A 19,018-nucleotide genomic window follows, 5' to 3' on the forward strand; every position below is an offset into this window, starting at 1 on the left:
ATGTGACGAATTTTCCGCGAATCGCGTCGCTGTTCGCCCTCATCCTGGCGATCTTCGTCGCGCTCTCGGCAGCCGCGCCCGCGCTCGCCGTCGAGCCGATCAAGATTGCCCGCGACGACAAGGCGCTCGACCTTTCGGGCGCCGTCGAGATCTACCGGAACCAGGGCGAGAATTTCCAGGTCTCGACCGCGCCCGGCCCCGACGGCATCGTGCGGCGCATCGAGGTCGAGGCCAAGGACGCGCGCTCGACCGGCGACTGGGCGGTGTTCGCGCTCGCCAATACCACCGACCAGCAGCTCGACCGGCTGATCGTCGCGCCGCATTTCCGGCTGGTCAATTCCGGCATCTTCTGGCCGGACCTCGGCTCGACCCGCATCGCCGCGATCACGCCCAGCGAAGGCTTCGCGCTCGACCGCCAGACCAGCCCGGACGCAGACGTTTTCCGGGTGACGCTGAACCCCGGAACGGTGGTCACATTCGTGGCCGAGCTCGCCTCGCCGAAGCTGCCCCAGGTCTATTTGTGGGAACCTGAATCCTACAAGGACTCGGTCAATTCCTACACGCTGTTCCGCGGCATCGTCATCGGCATCGCCGGGCTTCTGGCGCTGTTCCTGACCATCCTGTTCGTGGTCAAGGGGACCTCAATGTTCCCGGCCACAGCCGCTCTCGCCTGGGCGGTGCTCGCCTATATCTGCGTCGATTTCGGCTTCCTCAACAAGGTCATCGAGATCTCGCCCGGCAACGAGCAGATGTGGCGGGCGGGCACGGAAGTGGCGCTGGCGGCGACCTTCGTGGTGTTCCTGTTCGCCTATCTCAACCTCAACCGATGGCACGGCCATTTCAGCTATGGCGCGCTGGTCTGGATCCTCGGGCTGCTCTTGATTGCCGGTGTAGCCATCGTCGATCCGGCGGTCGCCGCCGGCATTGCGCGCATCTCGTTCGCCGCCACCGCGCTCACCGGTCTCGGCCTCATTATCTTCCTCGGCATTCGTGGTTATGACCGCGCGATCATGCTTGTGCCGAGCTGGGTGATGGTGCTGTTGTGGCTATGCGGATCGTGGATGGCGATCACCGGCATGCTCGACAACGACATCGCCCAGCCGGCATTGGGCGGCGGCCTGATCCTGATCATCCTCCTGATCGGCTTCACCGTCATGCAGCACGCCTTTGCCGGCGGCGCGCTGCACCAGGGCCTGTTCTCCGACCTTGAGCGCCAGGCGCTTGCCGTCGCCGGATCGGGCGACATCGTGTGGGACTGGGACGTGCTGCGCGACCGTGTCGTGACCAAGCCCGACATCAGCATGCAGCTCGGCCTTGCTCCCAACAGCCTGTCGGGTGCCGCCCGCAACTGGCTGCCGGTGCTGCATGCCGACGACCGCGACACTTTTCGCACGACGCTCGACGTGGTGCTGGAGCACCGCCGCGGCCGGGTGGCGCAGAATTTCCGACTGCGCGGTGCCGACGGCCACTATCACTGGTTCTCGCTGCGCGCCCGTCCGGTGATCGGATCTGACGGCGAGGTGATCCGTTGCGTCGGCACCATGGTCGACGTGACCGAGCAGAAGAAGTCCGAGGAAAGGCTGCTGCACGACGCCGTGCACGACAACCTCACCGGCCTGCCCAACCGCGAGCTGTTCATGAACCGGCTGGAGGCGATCATCTCGATCGCCCGCACCGAGGACAAGGTGCGCCCGACCGTCTTCGTCATCGACATCGACCGCTTCAAGCAGGTCAATGACGGTCTCGGCATCTCGGCCGGCGACACCATCCTGCTGACCATCGCGCGCCGGCTGCACAGACTGCTGAAGCCAAAGGATTCGCTGTCGCGCTTTGCCGGCGACCAGTTCGCGCTGATGCTGCTCTCCGAGCAGGATCCAGCCCGCATCGCCGCCATGGCCGATGCCATCAAACACGCGATCAACAATCCGATCACCTTCGCCAAGCGCGAGATCGTGCTGACCGCCTCGATCGGCCTGATCACCTGGACGACGGCGCAGACCTCGTCCGAGGACATGGTCAAGGACGCCGAGCTTGCCATGCATCAGGCCAAGCGTTTCGGCGGCGACAGGATCGAGCCGTTCCGGCCGGCCTTCCGCACCGTCGGCACCGACCGGCTGCAGTTCGAGTCCGACCTCCGGAGGGCCATCGAGCGGCGCGAGTTCACGCTTGCCTACCAGCCGATCGTGCGGCTGGAGGACGGCAGCGTCGCCGGCTTCGAGGCGCTGCTGCGCTGGGACCATCCGCGGCGCGGCATGATCCCGCCAGGGGATTTCATCCCGGTGGCCGAGAATTGCGGGCTGATCGTTCAGCTCGGCCTGTTCGCCATGCAGCAGGCGGCCGAGGATCTGGCGACGTGGCAGAAGCAGATCGGCGACGCGCCGCTGTCGGTCTCGGTCAACCTATCGAGCCGCCAGCTCATCCGCCGCGATCTGGTCAGCGACGTCCGCTCCGTCATCGCTCGAGCCAACCTGAAGCCGCGCTGCTTCCGGCTGGAGCTCACCGAGTCGCTGGTGATGGACAATCCCGAGCAGACCGCGCATGTGCTGACCAAGCTGAAGCAGCTCGGCATCGGGCTGTCGCTCGACGATTTCGGCACCGGCTATTCCTCGCTCTCCTATCTGACGCGCTTCCCCTTCGACACGATCAAGATCGACAAGAGCTTCGTCGACGACGCCACGCCGAAGCGGGCGGTGCTGCTCAAATCCATGGTCAACATGGCGCATGAGCTCGGTCTGTCGGTCGTCGCCGAAGGCATCTCCGACGAAAGCGACGCGCTGGAATTGCGCCAGATGGGCTGCGAATATGTCCAGAGCTTCATGTTCGGCGCGCCGATGCCCGGCGACCAGGTGCTGAAGACGTTGAGGGAGCAGTATCCGCTAACGCAGGCTTAGTCAGGTACGCCTGATGCGGCCTGTTCCGGTGGAGTAGCGAGGCCCTCTGCGATTGGCCGTGACATCCATCGCATCGTCATCCTCGGGCTTGACCCGAGGATCCATTCCGTGACGTTAAGGCGTTGAAAGCGTTTCAGAATTCTGCACCGTTGCATTCCATGGTCGATGTAACGGCATGGATCCTAGGGTCTGCGCGCGTCGCTTCGCTCCTTGCTCCGCCCTAGGATGACGACAGCGCCTATGCATGCCCCGCGGCGGCGCTGAGATGGGCGAGATCGATGCCGATCGAGGCGAGGATGCGGTCGTATTTGCGCTCGATGTCGGCGTCGAACAACAGCTCGGTCGTCGCCGGGCAAGTCAGCCAGCCGTTCTCGGCGATCTCGCTTTCGAGCTGGCCGGCGCCCCAGCCGGAATAGCCGAGCGCCATCAACGCGTGACGCGGCCCCCGGCCCGTCGAGATGGCCCGCAGAATGTCGACCGTGGCGGTCAGGCAGATGTCGTCGGAGACGTTGAGCGAGGATTCCACGCGATAGTCGCCGGAATGCAGCACGAAGCCGCGGCTGCGATCGACCGGCCCGCCATTGCGCACGACGAAATCGCGGGCGTGCGCCGGCAGGCGGATCGCCTCCTGCTCGTTCATGATGCCAAGCTGCACCAGGAGATCCGGAAACAGCATCTGCTGTGTCTGGTTGATGATCAGGCCCATCGCGCCCTCGTCGCTGTGGGCGCAGATATAGATGACCGAGCGCGTGAAACGATCGTCCTTCATGCCCGGCATGGCAATCAGGAACTGATCATCGAGAAAGCCGCGCCCGGCGGCCTTCTTTTTGTAGCGCAACAAGTCCATGAGATTGAGCGTAACGCGTTTCCGCCGCGCCGAAAAGATGGTGAGGCTGCCGGATGTCACGCAAATATGATACCGGCGGGAACATGAAATCATTGCGCGGCCAAGAACGGGCGATCAAATCACCGCCATGCGATACCTGAACATTGTGGCGCTCGGCGCCGTCATCGGCCTTGGAGCAGGCCTGCCGGCCGAGGCTTCGTCCTCGGCCTGGTACAACAGCGAAGGCGGCAAGGTGCGGCTGGTGACCAGCGGCAAGCCAGACGAGGCCGGCAAAATCCATGGCGTGCTCGACATTGCGCTGAAGCCCGGCTGGAAAACCTACTGGCGCGACCCGGGCGATTCCGGTGTGCCGCCGCAACTCGACGTCTCGGCCAGCACCAACATCGCCAATGCGCGGCTGTCGTTTCCGCCGCCGCGGCGCCACGACGACGGCTACGGCAAATGGGCGGGCTATGACCGCCCGGTGTCGCTGCCGGTGACCTTCACGCTGTCGTCGCCCGACCAGCCGGCGACCATCGATGCCAACGTCTTCCTCGGCATCTGCGAGACGATCTGCATTCCGGTGCAGACGCGGCTCAGCGTCGATCCCGCCTCCGATCCGGACAACGCAGCGGACGCGGCCCTGGTCAAGACGGCGCTTGCAACACTCCCCTCACCAGCGCGGCCCGATTTCGGCGTCCACGTGCTGGCCGGCGACCACGAGACCCTCGTCGTCGAAGCGCGGTCGCCGGGCGATCGGGGTTCCGTCGATTTCTTCATCGCCGGCGATCGCGACTACATGTTCGGCGCACCGTTGCGCGGCGAGCGGAACGGCAAGCTGGTGTTCACGGTGCCGATCCTCGACCGACCGTCGGCGACGCCCACGGACGGTGGGCTTTACTATACGCTGACCGGCGCCGATGGTTCGGTCGACGGATTGTTGCCTTTCCCTTGATCCAGATTTGGTGGGCGGTTGCGGGAAGCCGCTCAGTCCGGTATCGCAGACGCCGATCCTTCCCAATCTCCCCAAAGCGAGGACCCCATGACCATTTCGGTTGGCGAAAAACTGCCCGAGGCGACCTTCAAGGTGATGACCGACGACGGCGCCAAGCCCATGACCGGCGCCGAGATCTTCGCCGACAAGAAGGTGGTGCTGTTCGGCGTTCCCGGCGCCTTCACGCCGACCTGCAGCAACAACCATCTGCCGGGCTATCTCGAGAACCATGACGCCATCCTGGCGCGCGGCGTCGACACCATCGCGGTGGTCTCGGTCAACGACGTCCATGTCATGGGCGCCTGGGCGCGCTTCACCGGCGGCGAAGGCAAGATCCTGTATCTGGCCGACGGCAGCGGCGACTTCGCCAAGTCGGTCGGACTCGACAACGATCTCTCCGCGAACGGCATGGGGCTGCGCTCGAAGCGCTTTTCGATGATCGTCGATGACGGCAAGGTCGTGGCGCTCAATATCGAAACCAAGCCGGGTGTCGACGAGAGCGGCGCGGCCAAGATCCTCGAGCAGCTCTGATGCTCGACATCGTCTGGCGCGCCGTTGCGATCGGCATCGGCGCCACGGTCTTCATGGATGTCTGGGCGATCGTGCTCAACAAGGCGTTCGGCCTGCCGCGGCCGAATTGGGGCCTGGTCGGCCGCTGGGTGCGGCACCTGCCCGAGAAGGTGTTCCACGACGACATCGGGAAAGCCATACCGTATGCGTATGAGAAGGCGCTGGGCTGGGCGTTCCACTATCTCGTCGGTATCCTTTACGGCATCATCCTGGTCGTGCTTGCGGGAGCGGGCTGGCTTGCCGCGCCGACCTTCCTGCCGGCCTTCATCCTCGGTATCGTGACCGTCGGCGCCGGCTGGTTCCTGCTGGCGCCCGGCATGGGTGCCGGCTGGGCGGCGTCCAAACTGCCCAACCCGATGCTGGTCCGCGCGCTCAACCTCGTGTCGCACACGGTGTTCGCTCTCGGCCTGTTCTCCACGGCACTGCTGATCCGCTGATTCAGCGGATAATTAGATGCCGTTGTGCGGTGCCATCCTGTCGATCGGCAGCCATCCGTGGATGACGCGTCGCGCAACCAAATCATAGGCGAAAAAATTGCCGCCGCCTGCCGGCTGATCCGCTTCGCGGCTGATCTCGCGTCCGCTGAGATGAAGCAGCAAGAGCGTTCCCACCCCTCCGTGGCCGACGAAAGCGATGTCATCGCCTCGGCTGGTTCCGAGCACGAGTTCGACTTCGCCCACGATACGACTTTGGGCATCGACAGCTCGCTCCCATCCGCGAACGCTGACGTGCGGATTGGCGAAGAACCGGTCCGCGACCGCTTCGAATTCGGGCGGCGGCAGGAAACCGGTTGCCGACCGGTCATTCTCATGCATGCGTTGCCTGACCTCGACCGCAAGACGGAGATGCTTTGCCAGGATTTCGGCTGTCTCGATCGCCTTGCGTTCACCCGACGACACGATGCGGCGGATCGACCCGACCCAGGGCTGATCGAGCATCGCAAAGGCTCTCGCTCTGCCGGTGTCGGAAAGCCCCCACTCCGGCACAGGAATGCTGGCGTCGATCTGAACCTGGGGATGCGCGATGTAGTAGGCGATCGGCACGACAAAGACTCCCCGTTCAGAGAGCTGCGGAGATCAATAGCTCTGGGTCGAGCGCCGCGCCTTTGCGACCGACGGCTGCTTTGCACGCGCAACCGGCTGCGAAGCAGCAACAGGCTTGACCGGCCCTTTCTTGAACGGCGCCATGCCTTGCCTCGCCAGCTCGTCGGCGCGCTCGTTCTCCGGGTGGCCGGCATGGCCCTTCACCCAATGCCAAGTGACCTTGTGACGCCTGTTGGCCTCATCGAGCGCCTGCCAGAGCTCACCGTTCTTGACGGGCTTCTTGTCGCCGGTCTTCCAGCCGTTCTTCTTCCAGCCATGGATCCATTTGGAAATGCCGTCCATGACGTATTTGCTGTCGGTGTAGAGGTCGACCGTGCAGGGTTCCTTCAGCGCATTGAGCGCGGTAATGGCGGCAAGCAGCTCCATGCGGTTGTTGGTGGTCTCGGCCTCGCCGCCCGACAGCTCCTTTGTCGCACCATTGTAGCGCAGCACGGCGCCCCAGCCGCCGGGCCCGGGATTGCCGGAGCAGGCGCCGTCGGTGAAGATCTCGACTTGCTTGCTCATATCAGTCCGTATTCTGAGGGGGATTTGATCGCTCGGTGGAAACGCATGCGGCGGATATATTCGGTCGGATCGCGCTTCATCACCAGCCCTCCGTCAGGAATGGTGAGCCAGTCATAGAGCCTGGTCAGCATGAAGCGCAGCGCCGAGCCGCGCGCCAGGATGGGCAGCGCCGCCTTCTCGTCTGCCTGCAGCGGCCGCACCGACTGGTAGCCGGCAAGCAGCGCTGCGCCCTTGGTGAGGTTGAAGGAAAAGTCCTTCTCGAAGCACCAGGCGTTGAGGCAGGTGGCGACATCATAGGCAAAGAGGTCGTCACAGGCGAAATAGAAGTCGATCAGGCCGGAGAGCTTCTCGCCGAGGAAGAAGACATTGTCCGGGAAGAGATCGGCATGGATGATGCCTTGCGGCAGGCCGGCAGGCCAGTTGCGCTCGAAGTCGAGGAAGTCTGCATCGACCTCGGCCGCCAGCCCCGGTTCGACCTCGTCGGCGCGGTCGCGCGAGGCGGCCCAGAGCTTGCGCCAGCCGTCTATGGCAAGCGCGTTCGGCCGCTTCATCGGAAAATCCTGGCCGGCGAGATGGAGCGCGGCCAGCGCCTTGCCGACCTCGCCGCAATGCGCGGCTGTCGGGCGCCTGAGCGACAGGCCCTCGAGGAAGGTGATGATGACGGCAGGGCGGCCGGCAAGCGTGCCGATGACTGTGCCGTCATGGGCGGTGACGGGAAGCGGGCAGGAAATGCCCTTTCGCGCCAGATGGCCCATCAGGCCGAGGAAAAAGGGCAGATCGGCCTTGTCGACGCGCTTCTCGTAGAGCGTCAGGATATAGGAACCCGTAGAAGCGTGGACCAGGAAGTTCGAGTTCTCGGTGCCCTCGGCGATGCCCTTGTAGGACAGAAGCTCGCCCACCGGATAGGCTTTCAGGAAGGTGGTGAGCTCGCCTTCGGTGACGTCGGTGTAGACGGCCATTCACGCGGCTCCGTTGACGAAGGCCATGTCGGCCGCCGTCAGTTCGACATCGCGCAACACCCGCATCACCGGAAAATCCTCCGTTTCCGTGGCCGTGATGGCCAGATCGATGGTGACGTCGAAGCGCTGCCGGAACGCGTCGATGATCTCGTCGACGATGATTTCCGGCGCCGAAGCGCCGGCCGACAGGCCTAGCGTCGAAATCTCGCCGATCTCATCCCACGGAATTTCGGCAGCCCGCTGTACGAGAAGTGACATCGCGGCACCCGCGCGTTCCGCAACTTCGACAAGGCGCCGCGAGTTGGACGAATTCGGCGCGCCGACGACGAGGAAGAGATCGGCGCCTGCCGCCGTTTCCTTCACCGCCTCCTGGCGATTGGTGGTGGCATAGCAGATCGATTCGGCAGCCGGCGCGTGAAGCTCGGGGAAGCGCTCCTGAAGCGCGCGGATGATGCCGGCGGTGTCCTCCACCGACAGCGTCGTCTGGGTGACGAAGCCAAGCGCTGCCGGATCGGCCGGCACGAAGCGCGCCGCATCTGCCTCGGTCTCGATCAGGGTCACGGCTCCCTCTGGCAGCTGGCCCATCGTGCCGATCACTTCCGGGTGGCCGGCATGACCGATCAAAAGCACGTGCCGACCGAGCCGCTGGTGGCGCATCGCCTGCTTGTGCACCTTGGACACCAGCGGACAGGTGGCGTCGAGATAGAAGAGATTGCGCGCCTCGGCGTCGGCCGGCACCGATTTCGGCACGCCATGCGCTGAAAAGACGACCGGCGACTTCCGATGCTCGGGCGGGATCTCGGAGAGCTCCTCGATGAACACCGCGCCCAGGCTCTGCAGCCCCTCGACGACATAACGGTTGTGCACGATCTCGTGGCGGACATAAACCGGCGCGCCATATTTCTTCAGCGCCAGCACGACGATCTGGATGGCACGGTCAACACCGGCGCAAAAGCCGCGCGGCTGGCAAAGCCTGATCGTCAGCGGTGGCTTTTTCTCAATCATCGAAACGGGCCGGTTCAGTCGGAAGCTTGGGGCGAAATGAAGCGTGCACAGTCGCCCTGTCAAGAGCAGCCGCGCTCACCCCTCCTTCGCCGGGCGGCGGAGCCTGAGGATCAGCACGGCGGCAAGGGCGGCCGCCAGGCCGTACCAGGTGACGGCATATTGCAGATGGTTGTTCGGCAGATCGATGATGGTGACGCCGCCGACCGGCAGGCCGCCGGGATTCGGCGTCTTGTCGGCATCGATGAAGAACGGCACCAGCACGGCGCCTGCCGGAACGCCGGCGGTCGAGGCCATGACATCGCGATCCCTCCAGTAGAAGATGTTCTTGGCGATATCGTTGTCGGGCAGCATCATCGAAGGCTTCCCCGGCAGCGGATTGCGGGCAAGCCCGGTCACCGTCACCTTGCCGGCGACCTCGCCCTGCTGGCGCCTGGCCGGGTCCTTGAGGTCGTAAGGCACGAAGCCGCGATTGACGAGCACGAAGCGGCCATCCTCGAGCCGCAGGGGCGTGTAGACGTTGAAGCCGGTATCGCCTTCCCAGGTGGAGAAGAAATGCCGCTCGCCGTGGTGCAGGAAGGTGCCGGTCACCGTCACTGGTGTGTAGTCGACATCATGAGAGGCGCTGAATTCCTTTTCGACGTCAGCCAGCGGCAGCGGCGCCGCATGGGTGCGCCTGTCGATGGTCTCGAGCAGTCCTTCCTTCCAGTGCAGGCGCTGGACCTGCCAGGTGCCGAGACCGAGGAGAACGGCGAACAGGACAAGGCCGAGCCCAAGCAGCAATGCGTTGCGCGGCCGCGAACGGCCGGCAGGCGAACCGGTCGCGTCGCTCATTGGCCGCTGTCCAGCCTGCCTTCCGCGGCCTTCTTCGAATATTGCAGGGTGATCAGGACACCCTTGATGAGGCGCAGCGCCGTCAGGCACAGCACCAGCGCCAGCGGTATCCACAATATGAAATGCAGCCAGAGCGGCGGGCTCAGCGTCACTTCCATCCACAGCGCCAAGCCGACGACGATGAAGCCGATGATCAGGATGACGAAGACAGCCGGCCCGTCGCCGGCATCGGCGAAGGAATAGTCGAGGCCGCAATTGTGGCAACGCTTGCCGACGGTGAGGAAGCTGGAGAACAGCTTGCCTTCGCCGCAGCGCGGGCACCGGCCGTGCATGCCTGCCGAAACCGGGTCGATGGGAGGCCAGATAGCCTTGTCTTCGCTCATGTCCGCACCCTAGACTCTTTCGCTCAAAAAGATAAGGCGGCCACGTCGCCGCAGCCGCCCTTTTGGTTTCCGAAAACCGTTGGTTTCAGTGGGGTTCGATCATCGCGCCGCTCGAGGCCCAGACATAGATGCAGCTGAACAGGAACAGCCACACCACGTCGACGAAGTGCCAGTACCAGGCGGCCGCCTCGAAGCCGAAATGCTGCTTCGGGGTGAAGTCGCCGCGTATCGCGCGCACCAGGCAGACGAGCAGGAAGATGGTGCCGATGATGACGTGGAAACCGTGGAAACCGGTCGCCATGAAGAAGGTGGCGCCGTAGATCGAATCCTTGAACGCGAAGGGCGCGTGCATGTACTCGTAAGCCTGCACCATCGTGAACAGCATGCCGAGGCCGACGGTCAGCACCAGGCCGTTGATCAGGCCCTTGCGGTCGCCATGCAGCAGCGCGTGGTGCGCCCAGGTCACGGTCGTGCCCGACGTGAGCAGGATGATGGTGTTGTAGAGCGGCAGGTGGAAGGGATCGAGAACCTCCAGGCCCTTCGGCGGCCATACGCCGCCAGTGAAGGTGGCGCGGGCATATTGCGCGGCCTCGCCCGGGAACAGGCTGGCGTCGAAGAAGGCCCAGAACCAGGCGACGAAGAACATCACCTCGGAGGCGATGAACATGATCATGCCATAGCGCAGGTGCAGCGACACGACGCGCGTGTGGTAGCCCTCATGCGCCTCCTTGATGGTGTCCGACCACCAGGCGAACATCGTGTAGAGCACGATGATGAGGCCGATGAAGAACAGCCATGGATTGGCGATGTTGTGGCCGAAGACCGGGAAGGTGTCGGCCCTGAGATACCGCATCAGGCAGACGCCGCCGACGGCGGTCACCAGCGCGCCGATAGAGCCCAGGAAAGGCCAGGGGCTCGGATTGACGAGATGGTAGTCGTGGTTCGGTTTTGCGTGCGCGTCTGCCATATCAACCCCCGAGGCTTGCTTCGGAATCTGGAACTTTGTTGCTGCTGCCAGCGGCCGGCGCGGACGACGCTACCGGCTGTTTCTTCTCGACCGGGAACATCGTGTAGGACAAGGTGATGGTCTTCAGGTCCTTCAGTTCCGGCACGTTGACGATGTCTGGATCGACATAGAACACGACCGGCATGTCCAGCGTCTCGCCGGGCTTCAGCGTCGTGTCGGTGAAGCAGAAGCACTCCACCTTGTTGAAATAGGCGCCGGCCATTTCCGGCTGCACGTTGAAGGAGGCGCGGCCGGTGATCGGGCGGTCGAATTTGTTGGTCGCGCTGTAATGCGCCTGCGTGGTCTCGCCGATCTTGATCGTCACCGAGCGGGCGACGGGCTCGAACTGCCACGGAATGCCGTTGGTGTTGGCATCGAAGCGGATGGTGATGTCGCGGTCGAGCACGCGACCGGCATACTGCTTCTCGGCGCGCTGCGTCGTGCCGCCATAGCCGGTGGCCTGGCAGAACATCTTGTAAAGCGGCACCGCCGCGTAAGCCATGCCGACCATGCCGGTGAAGAAGGCCAGGCAGACCGCCACGACGACGCGGTTGCTGTTCTTCCCGACGGGCCTGGTGGTGATCTCGCCGCTCATCGCCGCCTCACATCAAGTTCGTAGGCGTGAGGCCGGAAGCATTGTGGCCGAACTTCACGATGGTCGCGACGTAGAAGATGACGACGAGCGCGGCCAGCGCCACGCCGATGGCGATGGAGCGGTTGCGCCGCGCCTTCTGCTGGCGCTCTGTCAAAGTCACCAGTTCGAGGTTCTTGTCGGCCACGATCATGCTCCCCCCGTCATGAGCGCGCGCCCGACCACGCTGTCGACGAGATAGGCGGCGAAGACAGCGAAAAGATAGAGCAGCGAATAGCCGAACAGCGCCTTGGCCGGCTTCATCGCGCGGTCGGTGTCGCTCATGCCCAGCACCTTCCAGGCATACCAGACGAAGCCCGCGCCCAGCGCGGCAGAGACGGCGCCATAGGCAGCGGTGGTGTAGCCGAGGAACCAGGGCAGCACACCGACCGGCGCGAGGATCAGCGCATAGGCAAATATCTGGCGACGCGTGGACGCAGGTCCGGCCACGTTCGGCATCATCGGGATGCCGGCGCGGGCGTAATCATCGGACTTGAATAGCGCCAGCGCCCAGAAATGCGGCGGCGTCCACAGGAAGATGATGAGGAACAGGATCAGACTTTCGAGGCTGACCGACCCGGTGACGGCGGCCCAGCCGATCACCGGCGGGATGGCGCCGGCGGCGCCACCGATGACGATATTCTGCGGCGTCCAGCGCTTCAGCCACATCGTGTAGACGACGGCGTAGAAGAAGATGGTGAAGGCAAGAAGCGCCGCAGACAGCCAGTTGACCAGCACGCCAAGCGTCATCACCGACAGAACGGAGAGCACCAGGCCGAAGCTCAGCGCCTCGCCGGGCGTGACGCGGCCCGCCGGCACCGGGCGGCCGGCGGTCCTGGTCATCACCGCGTCGATGTCGGCGTCGTACCACATGTTGAGCGCGCCCGAGGCGCCGGCACCGATGGCGATTGCCAGGATGGCGATCACCGCCAGCAGCGGATTGACGGCCACCGGCGCCGCGACCATGCCGACAAAAGCCGTGAAGACGACCAGCGACATGACGCGCGGCTTCAGGAGGGCGAAGAAATCGCCCGCGGTTGCTTCCGACATGCGAAAGCCCGCTTCCTCCATCAATTTGTGGTCGGCAAGGGCCATGCGTACTTAAAGTCCATCATTCCGTTGGCCAAGACCGCCGGCTCACCGGCGGCCTCGTCTTTCGGGCAGTTGCTTACTTGATTTTCGGCAGCTGTTCCCACTGGTGGAACGGCGGCGGCGAAGGCAGCTGCCATTCGAGCGTGGTGGCACCCTCGCCCCACGGATTGGCGCCCGCGACGCGCTTCTTCTGGAAGGCCTCGAACACTCCGTAGAGGAAGATCGCAACACCGACGGCCGCGATGTAGGAGCCGTAGGACGAGACCATGTTCCAGCCGGCGAACGCATCCGGATAGTCGACGGTACGGCGCGGCATGCCGGCGAGGCCGAGGAAGTGCTGCGGGAAGAAGATCAGGTTGACGCCGACGAAGGTGACCCAGAAGTGGGTGTTGGCGATCACCGGCGAGTACATGTAGCCGGTCATCTTCGGGAACCAGTAGTACCAGCCTGCGAAGATGGCGAACACCGCGCCCAGAGACAGCACGTAATGGAAGTGGGCGATGACGAAATAGGTGTCGTGCAGCGAGCGGTCGAGGCCGGCATTGGCGAGCTGAACGCCGGTGACGCCACCGATCGTGAACAGGAAGATGAAGCCCAGCGCCCACAGCATCGGCGGCTTGAAGCTGATCGAGCCGCCCCACATCGTGGCGATCCAGGAGAAGATCTTAACGCCGGTCGGCACCGCGATGACCATGGTGGCGAACACGAAATAGCGCTGCGTGTCGAGCGACAGGCCGGTCGTGTACATGTGGTGCGCCCAGACGATGAAGCCGACGGCGCCGATCGCGACCATGGCGTAGGCCATGCCGAGATAGCCGAAGACGGGCTTCCTCGAGAAGGTCGAGACGATGTGGCTGATGATGCCGAAGCCCGGCAGGATCAGGATGTACACTTCGGGGTGGCCGAAGAACCAGAACAGGTGCTGGAAGAGCAGCGGATCACCGCCATTGTCCGGCACGAAGAAGGACGTGCCGAAGTTGCGGTCGGTGAGCAGCATGGTGATGCCGCCGGCCAGAACCGGCAGCGACAAGAGCAGCAGGAAGGCCGTGATCAGCACCGCCCACGCGAACAGCGGCATCTTGTGCATCGTCATGCCCGGCGCGCGCATGTTGAAGATGGTGGTGATGAAATTGATCGCGCCGAGGATCGACGAGGCGCCGGCGATGTGGAGCGCGAGAATCGCAAGGTCCATCGCAGGGCCCGGTGATCCGGCCGTCGAGAGCGGCGGATAGATCGTCCAGCCGCCGCCGGGGCCGAAGGCGCCGGGCGAGCTCGGCACGAACATCGAGCTGAGCAGCAGGATGAAGGCCGGCGGCAGCAGCCAGAAGGAGATGTTGTTCATGCGCGGGAAGGCCATATCGGGCGCGCCGATCATGATCGGCACCATCCAATTGGCGAAACCGCCGATCAGAGCCGGCATGACCATGAAGAAGATCATGATCAGGCCGTGCGCGGCGCCGAAGGCATTGTACATGCTCTTGCCGCCGTCGATGGCGGCATCGCCCTGCATGCCGTAGACCATCTGCGCCAGACCGCTGAAGATCTGGATGCCCGGCTCCTGCAGCTCCATGCGGATGGCGACCGAAAGCGCACCGCCGATAATGCCGGCGATGATCGCGAAGATCAGGTAGAGCGTGCCGATGTCCTTGTGGTTGGTCGAGTACACCCACCGGACCCAGCCATGCGGCCTGTGGTCGTGGTGGTCGTGAGCTGCAGCCTCTGCCATATTCCGCTCCGTTCCCTAAATCTTGCTAACCCGCGGCGTCAGTTGCCAGCGGCCGCTACCTTGTTGGTACCATCGATCTCGGCCATCAGCGCCTTGTTGGCGGCCGGCACGTCGGTCTTGGCCGTCTCCAGCCAGGTCTTGAACTGCGCGTCGGACACGACGCGAACCGCGATCGGCATGAAGGCGTGATCCTTGCCGCAAAGCTGCGAGCACTGACCGTAATAGAGGCCTTCCTTCTCCGCCTTGAACCAGGTCTCGTTGGTGCGGCCGGGCACGGCGTCCATCTTGATGCCGAAGGACGGCACGGCGAAGGAGTGGATGACGTCGGTGGCCGTGATCAGCACGCGGGTCATGGTGTTGACCGGCACCACCAGCTCGTTGTCGACGGCGAGCAGGCGCGGATAGAGACTGCGGTCTTCCTTGCCGGCCTTGGCGCGATCAGCATCCTGAAGCACAGCCGAGTTGAAGGAGAAACTCTTGTCGACCTGGTACTCGTAGTCCCAGTTCCACTGGTTGCCGGTCGCCTTGACGGTGAGCTTGGCCTCTTCCGGCGGCGTGTACTGCGCCGTGAGCAGTTGGAAGGAGGGAATTGCGATGAGCAGCAGCACGACGACCGGCCCGACCGTCCAGATCACCTCGATCAGCGTGTTGTGGCTGGTCCTCGATGGCACCGGGTTGGCGCTCGCGCGGAACCGCAGGATGCAGTAGGCGAGCAGGACCAGCACCAGAAGGGTGATCACCACGATGAAGGCGAAGGTATAGTTCCCGAACCATTCGATCTGCCGCATCATGTCGGTCGCGGGCGCCTGGAAACTGGTCTCCCATGGCTTGGGCTGATCCGCATAGGCGGATGCGCTGGAGAGGAGCGCGCCTGCGGCCGCAGCACCTGCCAGAAGTCTGGCGCTTGCCATGAATTTTCTCATCGCCCTCTCGTCTCCCACTTCCTGCGATCGGATCGCACCAATAACGAACGACGCCGGGATTGGGAATCCCGGTCTGTCCCTAAGGTGGTTCAAACCATACTCTATTTCCCTCCGCAAGGAAGGAGCGGACGAAACCGTGCGGCATTTTTGCGCGCAACCCAAAGGGCATCCCCGGCCATCGCCGCGCCGCACGCCGGACGGTCGCAATTCGGGCGAATTTGCTCTGGAAAAGCGCGTAATTGCCGGTATCCGGGCGGGCCGGCGACGGTCTCGTCCTTTACTTGGCCTTGGCGCAGCTTAAAGTGCCGTGATTCGCAATGGAGCCGTCATGACTTCCTGGCTTTCGAGACCCCTGGCGAAGGTCGTCTTCCTTGCCGTTCTGCTTGGCGCCAGCCTGACCAGCGCGGCGAGCGCGGCCCCACCTCAGACCGCCGCACCGCCCAGCGGCACGGTCAAGTCGACGCATGGCGCGTGGTCGATCATCTGCGACACGCCCGCCGGCGCGACCTCCGAGCAATGCGTGATGATGCAGAACGTCGTCGCCGAGGACCGCCCGGAGATGGGGCTTTCCGTCGTGGTGCTGCGCACCGCCGACAACAAGGCCGAAATCCTGCGGGTACTGGCGCCGCTCGGCGTGCTCTTACCCAACGGGCTTGGCCTCAACGTCGACGGCAAGGACATCGGCCGCGCCTATTTCGTGCGCTGCTTCCAGGACGGCTGCTATGCGGAAGTGATCCTCGAGAAGCCGCTGCTCGACACGCTGAAGAACGGCACCTCGGCCACCTTCATCGTCTTCCAGACGCCGGAGGAAGGCATCGGCATTCCCGTCGACCTCAAGGGATTCGCGGAAGGTTTCGCCGCGCTCCCCTGACCCGATGGGGCAGCAGGGCCGTCCTTTGTCCGCGGCGATGACAATCCCGTTTGAACGCCGCCGATTGTCTTGACCTGTCTTCGCCCCTACATCGGGGAAAGACAAAACCGCCAGCGGACGCCCTACCATGAACAGCCTGATCGGCCAATTCGACATTTCCGACGATCGTGTCAAAGAGATCGTCGCCGACACCATCAAGGGCGCCGACGACGGCGAGCTGTTCCTCGAATACAGCGAAAACGAAGCGCTGATGTTCGACAATGGCCGGCTGAAGACGGCCAATTTCAACACCGATCAGGGTTTCGGCCTGCGCGCCGTCGCCGGCGAGGCCAGCGGCTATGCGCATTCGAACGACCTTTCGGAAGCCTCGCTGCGGCGCGCCGCCGACGCCGTCTCGGCGGTCAAGGGCGGCTATTCGGGCCAGCTCGCCGCAGCGCCCGCCCGCACCAATCGTCACCTCTATGGCGACGAGAACCCGATCCCCTCGCCCAGCTTCGAGGCGAAGGCGAAGCTGTTGCAGGAGATCGACGCCTGGCTGCGCGCCGCCGACCCGCGCGTGCGCCAGGTGACGGCCTCGCTCGCCGCCTCCTGGCAGCATGTCGAGATCGTGCGCGCCGACGGCCAGGTGGTGCGCGACATCCGCCCACTGGTCAGGGTCAACATCTCCGTGGTGGTCGGCGATGGCGACCGTCAGGAGAGCGGCTCCTACGGCATGGGCGGCCGCAAGAGCTTTGGCGAATTCCTCACCGAGGAGAGCTGGAAGCATGCCGCGCGCGAGGCGCTGCGACAGGCGCTGGTCAATCTCGAGGCCGTCCCGGCGCCGGCGGGCACCTTCGACATCGTGCTGTCCAGCGGATGGCCGGGCGTGATGCTGCACGAAGCGGTCGGCCATGGCCTCGAAGGCGACTTCAACCGCAAGAAGACATCGGCTTTCGCCGGCCTGATGGGCCAGCAGGTTGCGGCAAAGGGCGTGACCGTGGTCGATGACGGCACGGTTGCCGAGCGACGCGGCTCACTCACCGTCGACGACGAAGGCACGCCTTCGGCGCGCAACGTCTTGATCGAGGACGGCAAGCTGGTCGGCTATATGCAGGACCGCCAGAATGCGCGTCTGATGGGGATGAAGGCGACCGGCAACGGCCGGCGCGAAGGCTACGCGCACCAACCGATGCCGCGCATGACCAACACCTACATGACCTCGGGCGACATGAGCCCGGAGGAGATCATCGCCTCGGTCAAGAAGGGCATCTATGCCGTCTCCTTCGGCGGCGGCCAGGTCGACATCACCTCGGGAAAATTCGTGTTCGGCTGCACCGAGGCCTACATGATCGAGGACGGCAAGGTGACGCAGCCGATCAAGGGCGCGATGCTGATCGGCAACGGGCCTGATGCCATGCACCGCGTGACCATGGTCGGCAACGACATGAAGCTCGACAACGGCATCGGCATGTGCGGCAAGGCCGGACAAGGCGTGCCCGTCGGCGTCGGCCAGCCGCATCTGAGGATGAACCAGATGACGGTCGGCGGCACCAGGGTCTGAGGCACCGGAACTTTCCGGTAATATCAAGTCCCAATGACCAGTTCTGAAAAAACTCACGACGACCGTCTCGAAAAAGGGACAGGTGAAAACGGCGGGACTGGGATGCCGGCACCCGCTTGCAGGTCGAAGATGTACCAGAAGGCGTCCTGCTGAAGCGGGTGCTGGCTTTTGCCCCGACGCAGCCGAAGGAGGTGTTTGGCATCCTGGCGCATAGCGGCATGCCAAGAACGCTGCAGGACATGGACGCCGGGGTCCTTGCCGAAGCGCAGCGCCGCCATGCTCGCGATTGATGCCAATCTGCAAGAAGCGTAGCGACCCCGCCGGACGCGAACACGATCGTGTTAGCAAATTATTAATTGTTCAATTGCCTTGGCCGGCGTTTCCGCATTAACTCGTCGCCAGTCTTCTCGTTGCGGTGGTGTCTGGCATTGTTGCGTTCCCCTGGCGTCCTGACCTCTTCGTTCCTCGTTGGCCTTGTTTCGTTGATCGGCGCGACATCGCTGTGCGTCGATACGGCGACGGCGCAGTCGACATTGTTCAAGCGGCCATCGACGCAACCTTCTGCCGATGTTTTACACTCCGCCTCGGTTGGAGGACGCACCAGCGTTCCCTACGGCTGGCTGGATTTCTGCCACCGCCGGCCGAAGGAGTGCAAAGTGCCTGCCCTGCCGGCCACGAACGTCAAGCTGACCACGCAGAACCTGCGCACCCTCAAGCGGATAAACCAGAAGGCGAACCGCGCCATCAAGCCCGTCAGCAACTACGATCACTGGGGCACGGTGATGGACCACTGGGACTATCCGGTGGACGGCAAGGGCGACTGCAAGATCTACGCGCTCTACAAGCGCAAGCTTCTCATGGAAGCGGGATTCCCCCGCCAGGCGCTGCTGATGACGGTGGTGCGCGACCTGAACAATGAAGGTCACACCATTCTGACCGTGAAGACCGACAAGGGCGATTTCGTCCTCGACAATCTGGTCGACGAAGTCCGGCCCTGGAACGCGACCGGCTATTATTTCCTGAAACGCCAGTCGCAGCAGAACCCGAATATCTGGGTGTCGATCAACCAGCGCGGCGGCACGCCGAGAACCTGACGAATGCCGCCGAACTGGTAGACTGAGCGGCCCGCATCGTCGGAGCGGACCAGCCTTTACGGGCCTGTG

General features: G+C 64.0%; 20 protein-coding genes and 1 pseudogene. 8 read left to right on the forward strand and 13 right to left on the reverse strand.

Going from position 1 to position 19,018, the window contains the following annotated elements:
• Window positions 1-2 precede the first annotated feature (2 nt).
• On the forward strand, window positions 3-2,891 hold the full coding sequence (locus QAZ22_RS28510) for an EAL domain-containing protein (protein ID WP_278073287.1): 2,889 nt from the start codon (window positions 3-5) through the stop codon (window positions 2,889-2,891).
• 238 nt (window positions 2,892-3,129) lie between these two features.
• Here the strand turns inward: QAZ22_RS28510 and QAZ22_RS28515 are convergent, their stop codons facing one another.
• Complete coding sequence (locus tag QAZ22_RS28515) at window positions 3,130-3,738, reverse strand: YqgE/AlgH family protein (RefSeq protein ID WP_278207973.1); 609 nt, start codon at window positions 3,736-3,738, stop codon at window positions 3,130-3,132.
• Window positions 3,739-3,865: 127 nt separating this feature from the next.
• Between QAZ22_RS28515 and QAZ22_RS28520 the strand changes: the two genes are divergently transcribed.
• The 3 genes from QAZ22_RS28520 to QAZ22_RS28530 all read left to right on the forward strand — a co-directional run bounded on the left by QAZ22_RS28520 (window position 3,866) and on the right by QAZ22_RS28530 (window position 5,718).
• Window positions 3,866-4,672 (forward strand): protein-disulfide reductase DsbD domain-containing protein, encoded by an 807-nt coding sequence (locus tag QAZ22_RS28520; RefSeq protein ID WP_278204240.1) that lies wholly within the window; start codon window positions 3,866-3,868, stop codon window positions 4,670-4,672.
• 87 nt (window positions 4,673-4,759) lie between these two features.
• Window positions 4,760-5,242, forward strand: coding sequence for a peroxiredoxin (locus QAZ22_RS28525; protein ID WP_278204242.1), 483 nt, complete (start codon window positions 4,760-4,762; stop codon window positions 5,240-5,242).
• Window positions 5,242-5,718 (forward strand): DUF2938 domain-containing protein, encoded by a 477-nt coding sequence (locus QAZ22_RS28530; RefSeq protein WP_278204244.1) that lies wholly within the window; start codon window positions 5,242-5,244, stop codon window positions 5,716-5,718. The genes QAZ22_RS28525 and QAZ22_RS28530 overlap by 1 nt, the downstream gene beginning before the upstream one ends.
• A 12-nt stretch (window positions 5,719-5,730) precedes the next feature.
• On the opposite strand, the gene QAZ22_RS28535 is transcribed toward QAZ22_RS28530, so the two are convergent.
• The 12 genes from QAZ22_RS28535 to coxB form a co-directional block, all read right to left on the reverse strand.
• A complete protein-coding gene (locus QAZ22_RS28535; RefSeq protein ID WP_278204246.1) occupies window positions 5,731-6,324 on the reverse strand; it encodes a histidine phosphatase family protein in 594 nt (197 codons plus the stop codon).
• A gap of 33 nt (window positions 6,325-6,357) precedes the next feature.
• The gene (gene rnhA, locus QAZ22_RS28540) at window positions 6,358-6,888 is read right to left on the reverse strand and encodes a ribonuclease HI (RefSeq protein ID WP_278204248.1); all 531 of its coding nucleotides are present in this window, start codon (window positions 6,886-6,888) and stop codon (window positions 6,358-6,360) included.
• Window positions 6,885-7,847, reverse strand: coding sequence for a homoserine kinase (locus tag QAZ22_RS28545; RefSeq protein ID WP_278204250.1), 963 nt, complete (start codon window positions 7,845-7,847; stop codon window positions 6,885-6,887). Before QAZ22_RS28545 ends, rnhA begins: the two co-directional genes overlap by 4 nt.
• Entirely contained in the window at window positions 7,848-8,852 is a 1,005-nt protein-coding gene (gene ispH, locus QAZ22_RS28550) for a 4-hydroxy-3-methylbut-2-enyl diphosphate reductase (protein ID WP_278204252.1), read from the reverse strand.
• A 75-nt stretch (window positions 8,853-8,927) separates the two neighbouring features.
• Window positions 8,928-9,683, reverse strand: coding sequence for an SURF1 family protein (locus QAZ22_RS28555; protein ID WP_278204254.1), 756 nt, complete (start codon window positions 9,681-9,683; stop codon window positions 8,928-8,930).
• Window positions 9,680-10,066 (reverse strand): DUF983 domain-containing protein, encoded by a 387-nt coding sequence (locus tag QAZ22_RS28560; protein WP_278204256.1) that lies wholly within the window; start codon window positions 10,064-10,066, stop codon window positions 9,680-9,682. The genes QAZ22_RS28555 and QAZ22_RS28560 overlap by 4 nt, the downstream gene beginning before the upstream one ends.
• 85 nt (window positions 10,067-10,151) lie before the next feature.
• A complete protein-coding gene (locus QAZ22_RS28565) occupies window positions 10,152-11,033 on the reverse strand; it encodes a cytochrome c oxidase subunit 3 (RefSeq protein ID WP_278204257.1) in 882 nt (293 codons plus the stop codon).
• Window position 11,034: 1 nt separating this feature from the next.
• Window positions 11,035-11,667, reverse strand: a complete 633-nt coding sequence (locus tag QAZ22_RS28570) for a cytochrome c oxidase assembly protein (RefSeq protein WP_278204259.1) — start codon at window positions 11,665-11,667, stop codon at window positions 11,035-11,037.
• Window positions 11,668-11,674: 7 nt separating this feature from the next.
• On the reverse strand, window positions 11,675-11,857 hold the full coding sequence (locus tag QAZ22_RS28575) for a hypothetical protein (RefSeq protein WP_278204261.1): 183 nt from the start codon (window positions 11,855-11,857) through the stop codon (window positions 11,675-11,677).
• The gene (locus QAZ22_RS28580; RefSeq protein WP_278204263.1) at window positions 11,854-12,798 is read right to left on the reverse strand and encodes a heme o synthase; all 945 of its coding nucleotides are present in this window, start codon (window positions 12,796-12,798) and stop codon (window positions 11,854-11,856) included. Before QAZ22_RS28580 ends, QAZ22_RS28575 begins: the two co-directional genes overlap by 4 nt.
• Before the next feature lie 73 nt (window positions 12,799-12,871).
• Window positions 12,872-14,521 carry a cytochrome c oxidase subunit I gene (gene ctaD / locus QAZ22_RS28585; RefSeq protein WP_278204265.1) on the reverse strand — a complete coding sequence of 550 codons (1,650 nt, stop codon included), beginning with the start codon at window positions 14,519-14,521 and terminating at the stop codon, window positions 12,872-12,874.
• 38 nt (window positions 14,522-14,559) lie between these two features.
• The gene (gene coxB, locus QAZ22_RS28590; RefSeq protein WP_278204267.1) at window positions 14,560-15,444 is read right to left on the reverse strand and encodes a cytochrome c oxidase subunit II; all 885 of its coding nucleotides are present in this window, start codon (window positions 15,442-15,444) and stop codon (window positions 14,560-14,562) included.
• 328 nt (window positions 15,445-15,772) lie between these two features.
• On the opposite strand from coxB, the gene QAZ22_RS28595 reads away from it, so the two are divergent.
• The 4 genes and pseudogenes from QAZ22_RS28595 (at window position 15,773) to QAZ22_RS28610 (ending at window position 18,949) form a co-directional block, all read left to right on the forward strand.
• Entirely contained in the window at window positions 15,773-16,315 is a 543-nt protein-coding gene (locus tag QAZ22_RS28595; RefSeq protein ID WP_278073304.1) for an invasion associated locus B family protein, read from the forward strand.
• Between the two features lie 127 nt (window positions 16,316-16,442).
• On the forward strand, window positions 16,443-17,855 hold the full coding sequence (gene tldD / locus QAZ22_RS28600; protein WP_278204270.1) for a metalloprotease TldD: 1,413 nt from the start codon (window positions 16,443-16,445) through the stop codon (window positions 17,853-17,855).
• 43 nt (window positions 17,856-17,898) lie between these two features.
• Window positions 17,899-18,145: pseudogene (locus tag QAZ22_RS28605) on the forward strand (AbrB/MazE/SpoVT family DNA-binding domain-containing protein).
• A gap of 243 nt (window positions 18,146-18,388) precedes the next feature.
• Window positions 18,389-18,949, forward strand: coding sequence for a transglutaminase-like cysteine peptidase (locus QAZ22_RS28610; protein WP_278207974.1), 561 nt, complete (start codon window positions 18,389-18,391; stop codon window positions 18,947-18,949).
• Window positions 18,950-19,018: the final 69 nt, after the last annotated feature.

It is taken from the genome of Mesorhizobium sp. WSM4906, assembly GCF_029674625.1.
Taxonomy (GTDB): Bacteria; Pseudomonadota; Alphaproteobacteria; order Rhizobiales; family Rhizobiaceae; genus Mesorhizobium.